This window comes from Klenkia sp. PcliD-1-E (genome assembly GCF_024124375.1).
Classification (GTDB): Bacteria; Actinomycetota; Actinomycetes; order Mycobacteriales; family Geodermatophilaceae; genus Klenkia.
Genome location: NZ_JAMXRZ010000045.1, coordinates 23,967 through 32,220 on the forward strand (window position 1 = coordinate 23,967; position 8,254 = coordinate 32,220).

Sequence of the window (8,254 nt, forward strand, 5' to 3'; positions counted from 1 at the left end):
CCCGGGGACGGCGGGCGCCGGCCCGCCGTCCCCCGCCCGGGCGTGCTCGGCTCAGGCGTCCCCGGTCCGCAGCGCGTCCACCAGCAGCGCGACCAGCGCCTCGAGCTGGACGTCGCCGGTGGCCGCGACCTCCTCGTCCGAGCCGTCCAGCGCGCGGGCGGCGAGCCCGGCCTTGGAGCCGATGAGCTCGGCGATCCGGGAGTCGATGGTCTGCGCGGCGATGATCCGCCACGCGGTCACCGGCTCGGTCTGCCCGATCCGGTGGCTGCGGTCGATCGCCTGCGTCTGCTCGGCGTCGGTCCAGGACAGCTCGGCCAGGACGACGTTCGAGGCGACCTGCAGGTTCAGCCCGACGCCGGCCGCGGTGAGCGAGCAGACGGCGACCTGCACCCCCGGGTCGTCCACGAAGGCGTCGACCTCCTTCTGCCGGACCGAGGGCGTCTGGTCGCCGCGGATGGAGGAGAACCGCACACCGGCCTTCTCGAAGGAGGCCTCGGCGGCGTCCATGACCGCGATGTGCTTGGCGAAGAAGACGACCTTCCCGGCGCTGCGGGCCAGCTGCGCGGCGTAGTCGGCGGCCAGCTCGGCCTTGGCCAGGCCGATCCGCCGCATCATCGAGAACACGTTCTCGCCGGTCTGCCGGGTCATCGCGTCCTTGAGCTCGCTCTTGGCCACCCGGCGCACCAGGTCCATGTCCAGCTCGTCGTCGACGACGTCGCGGTAGGACAGGGCCGAGCGGTACTGCGCGACCATCCGCTGCGCCAGCTCGCGCTCGGCGGCCCGGATGGAGCGGCCCACGGCGCCGTCCAGCTCGACCGGCAGGTCGGCGATGCGGCGGGCGGGGATGTCGGCGGCGACGTCGACCTTGCGGCGGCGGACGATCCCCATGTCGATGACGCACCGGCGCGCGGCCTCGTAGAACTCCCGGTCGGCCGGCACGTAGCCGGTGGCCTCCAGGCACTCGGTCAGCTGGGCCAGCGGCTTGGTCTCGTCCACCCAGCCCAGGAAGCGCCAGATGGCCCGGAAGTCGTCGACGTCGTTGATCAGCGGGGTACCGGTCAGCGCCATGAGCAGCGGCTTGGCGGTGCGCACCCGCAGGCCCGCGGAGAGCGCCAGCACGTGCTGGGAGCGCTGCGAGGTGACGTTCTTGATGAAGTGCGCCTCGTCGACGACCATCCCGCGGAACCCGAACTCCCCCAGCCACCCGCGGTGCCGGTCGAGGACCTCGTAGTTGACGACGACGATGTCGGCGAACCCGTCGACGCCGTCGCCGTCGCCCTGCACGACGGTGGCCGGCCGGTGCGGGGTCCACAGCGCCGCCTCACGGGCCCAGTTGGTCTTCACCACGTTGGGGACGACGACCAGCAGCGGGTAGGCCTGCGCGGCCTCGGCGGCCAGCAGGGCCTGCGCGGTCTTGCCCAGGCCGGGCTCGTCGGCGAGCAGGAAGCTGCGGTGGCCCTCGGCGACGGCGGCCACCAGCTGGCCCTGGTGCGGCATGAGCTCCAGGCCGGCCGGGGTGAACCGCTGCGTCGGGAACGGCAGCGACATGCAGGCCGGGGCCCCGCCACCGGCCCGCTCGAAGGAGGCCAGCAGCGGACCCATCAGCTCCCACCCGGCCAGCCGACCCGGGCGCGGGCCGCGCTGGGCGGCACCGGCGTCGTAGTCGGGGGCGAGGAAAGGGTTGGCCAGCTGCCGGGCCGCCACCGACTGGGGGACGACGCGGCGGGTGACCTCGACCGGGGCGGCGGCGACCGGCTCGGGCTCGGTCTCCTCCTCCACCTCCACGCCGAGGTCGAGCTTCATCTGCTTGGCGATGCGGCGGGCGGCCTCCGACGGCACGGCCTCGTCGGCCAGCAGGGCCAGCAGCCCGGCGTCGCGGACGGCCGTGGTGGCCATGATCGTGGCCAGGCCCTCCAGCCGCTTGAGCTGCTCGGTGCGGTGGCCGTCGCTGACCGCGGCCGTGCGCACCCGCGCGCGCTCCTCGCGCAGCAGCAGGGCGACGGCCTGGAAAGTGGCGCGCACGGTCGGGGTGACCCGGTTCCGCTTGGCCGCGGCCTCCACGTCGCGGACGGCACGGGCCAGCTCGGCGACCAGGTCGCCGTTGCGTGGCCGGTGCCCACCACGACCCGCGGTGCGGCGAGCGCCGTCACGACGCTGGCCTGCTCGAGCCACTCGCTACCTCCAAGAAGCGTGCTGTGCTGCGCCGCCGTGCCGTTGCGCACGGCGGCGCGCCCTGCGGGGACGGCGGCGTGACCGGCGATCCGGTCAGGCGAGCCCGTTCACCGAGACCCCGGCGGCGCGCAGTTCGTCGACGCCGGTCAGGCGGTGCCGTCGGTCTCGTCCAGCCCCAGGTTGATCAGGGTACCCACCTGCAGCAGCGGCCGGAGGTCGGTCACCGGGTTGGCGCCCAGCTGCAGCTCCTGCAGCAGCGGCGCCGGGGCCAGACCGGTGACGTCGGCCACCTGGTTGCCGAACAGGTCCAGGACCAGCAGCGTCGGCACGGTGCCCAGCGGCGAGGGGTCCACGACGGCGTTGCGGGACAGCCGCACGGTGTCCAGGTTCGCCAGCCCGGCCAGCGGCGACACGTCGACGACCTGGTTCGAGGACACGTCCAGCTCGGCCAGCCCGTCGTGCCCGGCGAGCGGGGAGAGGTCGGTCACCTGCGCGGCCGCGACGCCCAGCGTGCGCAGCGTCGTGGTCCCCGCCAGCGGTGAGAGGTCCGCGACCGGGTTCTGCGAGAGCCCGAGGTCGAACAGCGGCAGGCCGGCCAGCGGGGACAGGTCGGACACCTCGTTGTCGGTGAGGGTCAGCGTGCCCAGCCGGGTCCCGGCCAGCGGGGACAGGTCGCTGACGGCGTTGCGCGGGACGTCGAGGACGGTGAGCCCGGTCAGCTGGTCGACACCGGCCAGCGAGCCGATCACCCCGGCCGGGGACTGCCCGCCGTCGCAGTGCAGCTCGGTGACCGCGGCCAGCGTCTGCGGGGTGACCGGCGAGGAGCTCGAGGGCAGCCCGGCGGCGTCGACGACGCAGTCGGCGAGCACCGGGTCGGGGACCACCTCGAGCAGCGGGCGGCCACCGCCGAGCTCGCCGGTCCCGCAGCCGGCCACCGCCAGCAGGAGGACCACCAGGACGGAACCGACCCCACGCACGACCGGGGACGCTAGCCGGACCGGGGCCGTCCGGGTGCGTGCCGCGCTGCGAACGCTCCCCGTGCACCTGTCCCGACGCACCCTGCTGCAGCTGACCGCCTGGGGCACACTCGGCGCGGTGACCGCCGGCTGCTCGACGCCCCCCGCCCCTGGTTCCCGCACCGCCTACGGCGACGACCCCAGCCAGTGGGCCGAGCTCTACCGGCCCGAGGGCACCCCGCGCGGGGTCGTGGTGGTCATCCACGGCGGGTTCTGGCGGGCGCAGTACGACGCCTCGCTCGGCGCCCCGCTGGCCCGGGCGCTGGCGGACGAGGGCTGGGCGGCCTGGAACCTGGAGTACCGCCGGGTCGGCGACGGCGGCGGGGTGCCGGCCACGCTGGACGACGTCGCCGCGGGCATCGACGCCCTCGCCACCACCGACCTGGACCTCTCGACCGTGCTGGCGCTGGGCCACTCCGCGGGCGGGCACCTCGCGGTGTGGGCCGCGGGGCGCCAGGACGCGCGGGTGCCGCTGACCGGCGCGGTGTCCCAGGCCGGCGTGCTGGACCTGCGGGGCGCGGAGGCGCAGGACCTGGGCGCCGGCGCGGTGCAGGCCTTCGTCGGCGGCCCGGTGACCGCCGCGGTGGACCCGCTGCAGCAGGTGCCCCTCGCCGTCCCGGTGCGGTGCGTGCACGGCCGGGCCGACACCAACGTGCCGCTGTCGCAGTCGGTGACCTACGTGGACGCCGCCACCGCCGCGGGTGCCGACGCCACGCTGACCGAGGTCGACGGCGACCACTTCGTGCTCATCGACACCTCGTCCCCGGTCTGGCGCACCCAGCTCGACCTGCTGGCCGCCCTCGCCGCCTGACCCGCCCGCCCGACGCGCCGCCCGGGCCGGGCCCGATGTCGGGGAACCCGGGGCCCGTGCCCCGTCGCGGACCCCGATGTCGGGGAACCCGGGGTCAGCGCGGGGCCGCGACGCCGACCGTTCCCGGAGCGGGGACGGCGAGCAGGCACGTCGGCGTCCGACGCGGCGGGACCCTGGGTCGGACCGGGCGCGGCACCCTGGCCGAAGGTTGTCGGGGGTGACCAGCACACTGCGCCCGTGCCCGCCTTCTTCCTGCCCCGCGCCGAGGACCCCGACCAGGCCGAGCGGCTGTTCGAGGCACTGGCCGAGTTCGCCGCGTGCGAGCCGGCCCCGCGCGGCGACCGGGTCGCCTCCATCACCTTCGAGGCCGACGGCGTGGTCTGGACGGCGACGGTCGGCGAGGAGCTGCGCGGCACCCGCACCACCCGGCAGATGAGGAGGGGCGAGCTGCTGGAGCACACCGTCGAGCTGACGTCGGCCACCCGGGTCCTGGCCGTCTACCCGGGCCGACCCTGCACGGTGGTCACCGACGCCGCACCCATCACGGGCGCGGCGTCGGAGTGGGCGAACCCGTTCACGGCCGAGCCGACCGGCGTCGTCCTCTTCGATCAGTAGGACAGCAGCACCGACCGCAGGACGACGACGGCCAGGAAGACGACCGTGAACGCCAGGTCGATGCCCATCCCGCCCAGCCGCAGCGGGGGAAGCACGCGGCGCACCGGGGCGATCACCGGCTCGGTGAGGCCGTGGGTGAACCGGCGGACGCCGCCGATGCGCGCCCCGCCGGCCGAGGACAGGACGCCGACCCAGTCGACCACCACACGGGCGACCAGGACCAGCTCGACCAGCAGCAGCACGGTGGCCAGCAACGCGATCACGGCATCTCCTCGGGGGGGTTCCTGCCGTCGATGATCACGGTCCCGACCATGGACCGGCTGTGCGCCACCTGCGGGTTCGCTGCGCCTGTTTCAGGCCCCCTCGGCGATGGGGAGGCCACTGCGGCCTGGAGACCACGGGCGCAGCAGCCGCACGCGACCGAGGAGGACCCATGAAGGCAGTGACCTGGCACGGCAAGGGCGACGTCCGGGTGGACGAGGTCCCCGACCCCGTCATCCAGCAGCCCACCGACGCGATCATCCGCGTCACCACCACCAACATCTGCGGCTCGGACCTGCACCTGGTCGAGCCGTTGGCCCCGTTCATGAGCGTCGGCGACATCATGGGCCACGAGACGATGGGCGAGGTCGTGGAGGTCGGCGGCGAGACCGGCGACCTCCGCGTCGGCGACCGGGTCTCCATCCCCTTCCAGATCTCCTGCGGGCACTGCTGGATGTGCGACCGCGGGCTCTACACCCAGTGCGAGACCACCCAGGTGCGCGACCAGGGGTCGGGGGCCGCGCTGTTCGGCTACTCGACGATGTACGGCTCGGTGCCCGGCGGGCAGGCCGAGTTCCTGCGGGTGCCGCAGGCGCAGTTCACCCACGTCAAGCTGCCCGAGGGCCCGGCCGACGACCGGTTCGCCTACCTCTCGGACATCCTGCCCACCGCGTGGCAGGGCGTGGAGTACGCGCACGTGCCCGACGGCGGCACCCTCGTCGTGCTGGGTCTGGGCCCGGTCGGCGACTTCGCCGCCCGCATCGGGCTGCACAAGGGGTACCGCGTCATCGGCGTGGACCTGGTGCCCGACCGCATCGAGCGCGCCCGCTCCCGCGGTGTCGAGGTGGTCGACCTGCGCGAGCACGAGGACGACCTCGGCGACGCCATCCGCGACATGACCGACGGGCGCGGCCCGGACTCCGTGCTCGACGCGGTGGGCCTGGAGGCGCACGGCTCCCCCGCCACCACCTTCGTGCAGAAGGCGGCCGGGCTGCTGCCGGACGTCATCGCCGCCCCGCTGCAGAAGACCGCCGGCGTCGACCGGCTCGCCGCGCTCTACTCGGCGATCGACATCGTGCGACGCGGGGGCACCATCTCGCTGTCCGGGGTCTACGGCGGCGCCGCCGACCCCATCCCGATGCTGACCCTGTTCGACAAGCAGATCCAGCTCACGATGGGCCAGTGCAACGTGAAGAAGTGGGTCCCGGAGATCATGCCGCTGCTCACCGACGACGACCCGCTCGGCGTGGACACCTTCGCCTCGCACCGGCTGCCCATCGACCAGGCCCCCGAGGCGTACACGAACTTCCGCGCCAAGGAGGAGGGCTGGCAGAAGGTCCTGCTCAAGCCGGCCGGCGTCTGAGCGGTCGTACCGTCGTGGGGGTGAGCAGCACGCAGACCGCCGTCCGCCTCGGGCACCGCTTCGCCGACGCCCTGCCCGAGCTGGCGGTGCCGTGGCAGGCCGACGAGGCCCCCGCGCCGCGGCTGCTCGCCCTCGACGACGAGCTGGCCACCTCGCTCGGGCTCGACCCGGCGTGGCTGCGGACGCCGTCCGGCCTGGGGTTCCTCACCGGGACCGCGGTGCCCGACGGCGCCCGGCCGGTCGCGCAGGGGTACGCCGGCCACCAGTTCGGCGGCTACTCACCGCGCCTGGGCGACGGCCGCGCGCTGCTGCTCGGCGAGCTGGGCGAGGTCGACCTGCACCTCAAGGGGTCCGGGCGCACCCCCTGGTCCCGCGGCGGCGACGGGCTGGCGGTGGTGGGCCCGATGCTGCGCGAGTTCGTGGTGAGCACCGCCATGCATGCCCTCGGCATCCCGACCACCCGGTCGCTGGCCGTCGTCGGCACCGGTCGCACCGTGCAGCGCGAGACCGGCCAGCCCGGCGCGGTCCTGGCCCGGACGGCGGCCAGCCACCTGCGGGTGGGTTCCTTCCAGCTGGTCCGGGCCACCGACGACACCGCGCTGCTGCGGCGGCTGCTCGACCACGCCATCGCCCGGCACGCCCCGGCGGCCGCGGACGCCGAGGTGCCGGCGTTGGCGCTGTACGAGCACGTGGTCGCCGCGCAGGCGCAGCTGGTCGCGCAGTGGATGCTCGTCGGGTTCGTGCACGGCGTGATGAACACCGACAACATGGCGATCTCCGGCGAGACCATCGACTACGGCCCCTGCGCCTTCCTCGACGCGCACGACGCCGACACCGTGTTCAGCTCGATCGACTCCGGCGGCCGCTACCGCTACGGCAACCAGCCGCTGGCCGCGCAGTGGAACCTGGCCCGGTTCGCCGAGGCGCTGCTGCCGCTGGTGCACGACGACGTCGACACCGCCATCCCGCAAGCCGTCGCCGTGCTGGAGACCTTCCTGCCCCGGTACGAGGCCGCCTGGACCGCGGGCATGCGCGCCAAGCTCGGCCTGGGCGCCGACACCGAACCCGCGCTGGTCACCGACCTGCAGGCGCTGCTGCAGGCCAACCACCCCGACCACACCGGCTTCTTCCGGGCGCTGGGCCGCGCCGCGCGGGGGGACGCCGAGCCGGCCCGGCAGCTGGTGCTGGACCTGGCCGGGTTCGACGCCTGGGCCGGCCGCTGGCTGGCCGCCGGCCCGGACGCCGACGCCATGGACCGGGTCAACCCGGTCTACGTACCCCGCAACCACGTCGTGGAGGACGCCCTCGCCGCCGCGACCGCCGGCGACCTGGCCCCGGTGCACGAGCTGGTCGAGGTGCTGCGGTCCCCCTACGTGGAGCGGCCGGGCCGGGAGCGCTACAGCACCCCCGGCCCGGCCGCTGCGTACGTCACGTACTGCGGCACGTAGGTCAGGAACCGGCCTCGTCCCGGGGCCCGCGGCGCACGCAGCGTGTCGTGGGGAGGACGAGGTCCCCTTGGTGACCGCTCAGCGGTAGTTGACGTGCACGTGGTCGTAGTGGTTCGCGGTCGTGCCGCCGCGGTCCTCCATCATCACCCACGACCCGTTGGCCGAGGACAGCATCCGCTGGTTCCAGATCAGGTACTCCACGCCCAGCTCGGCCCAGTGCGCGCGGTGGTAGGCCACGATCGCGTCACCGAGGGCCTCATCGGTCATGACCATGTAGTCCAGCGCGTTGCCCGAGGGGTGGCCCGACGGGTCGGTGGCGCTGGGCCGGGTGCCGCCCAGGGTGATCGAACCCGCGCCCGGCACGTTGCTGACCACGGCGTCGGCGGCGGCCTGCACCCGCGAGGAGACCGGGCCGGCGCTGTTGGAGATCCGCGCGGTGCCCGCGACGGCGGCGGTGGACCCGGACGCCGACCCTGCCGACGACGCCGCCGAGGACTCGGCAGCGGCGGCCTCCGCAGCCTGCGCGGCGGCGGCCTCTGCTGCGGCGGCCTCGGCAGCAGCGGCCTCG

General features: G+C 74.8%; 7 protein-coding genes and 1 pseudogene. 4 read left to right on the forward strand and 4 right to left on the reverse strand.

The genetic code is table 11. The annotated features are described in order from the left end of the window. Nucleotides 1-51: 51 nt before the first annotated feature. Both NH342_RS10930 and NH342_RS10935 read right to left on the reverse strand, forming a co-directional pair. A complete protein-coding gene (locus NH342_RS10930) occupies nucleotides 52-2,172 on the reverse strand; it encodes a DEAD/DEAH box helicase (RefSeq protein ID WP_253014734.1) in 2,121 nt (706 codons plus the stop codon). Between the two features lie 146 nt (nucleotides 2,173-2,318). Next, nucleotides 2,319-3,149 (reverse strand): leucine-rich repeat domain-containing protein, encoded by an 831-nt coding sequence (locus tag NH342_RS10935; protein WP_253014736.1) that lies wholly within the window; start codon nucleotides 3,147-3,149, stop codon nucleotides 2,319-2,321. 61 nt (nucleotides 3,150-3,210) lie between these two features. On the opposite strand from NH342_RS10935, the gene NH342_RS10940 reads away from it, so the two are divergent. Both NH342_RS10940 and NH342_RS10945 read left to right on the forward strand, forming a co-directional pair. Then, nucleotides 3,211-3,999: a S9 family peptidase gene (locus NH342_RS10940; protein ID WP_253014738.1), complete on the forward strand. Its 789-nt coding sequence runs from the start codon at nucleotides 3,211-3,213 to the stop codon at nucleotides 3,997-3,999. A 237-nt stretch (nucleotides 4,000-4,236) separates the two neighbouring features. Then, on the forward strand, nucleotides 4,237-4,614 hold the full coding sequence (locus NH342_RS10945; RefSeq protein WP_253014740.1) for a hypothetical protein: 378 nt from the start codon (nucleotides 4,237-4,239) through the stop codon (nucleotides 4,612-4,614). On the opposite strand, the gene NH342_RS10950 is transcribed toward NH342_RS10945, so the two are convergent. Continuing rightward, entirely contained in the window at nucleotides 4,608-4,877 is a 270-nt protein-coding gene (locus NH342_RS10950; protein WP_253014742.1) for a YggT family protein, read from the reverse strand. The genes NH342_RS10945 and NH342_RS10950 overlap by 7 nt on opposite strands. Nucleotides 4,878-5,047: 170 nt before the next feature. On the opposite strand from NH342_RS10950, the gene NH342_RS10955 reads away from it, so the two are divergent. Together NH342_RS10955 and NH342_RS10960 are read left to right on the forward strand one after the other, a co-directional pair. After that, a complete protein-coding gene (locus NH342_RS10955) occupies nucleotides 5,048-6,238 on the forward strand; it encodes a zinc-dependent alcohol dehydrogenase (protein WP_253014744.1) in 1,191 nt (396 codons plus the stop codon). A 20-nt stretch (nucleotides 6,239-6,258) separates the two neighbouring features. Continuing rightward, nucleotides 6,259-7,686, forward strand: coding sequence for a YdiU family protein (locus tag NH342_RS10960; RefSeq protein WP_253014746.1), 1,428 nt, complete (start codon nucleotides 6,259-6,261; stop codon nucleotides 7,684-7,686). 78 nt (nucleotides 7,687-7,764) lie between these two features. On the opposite strand, the pseudogene NH342_RS10965 reads toward NH342_RS10960, so the two are convergent. Further along, nucleotides 7,765-8,254: pseudogene (locus tag NH342_RS10965) on the reverse strand (hypothetical protein); the annotation flags it as partial.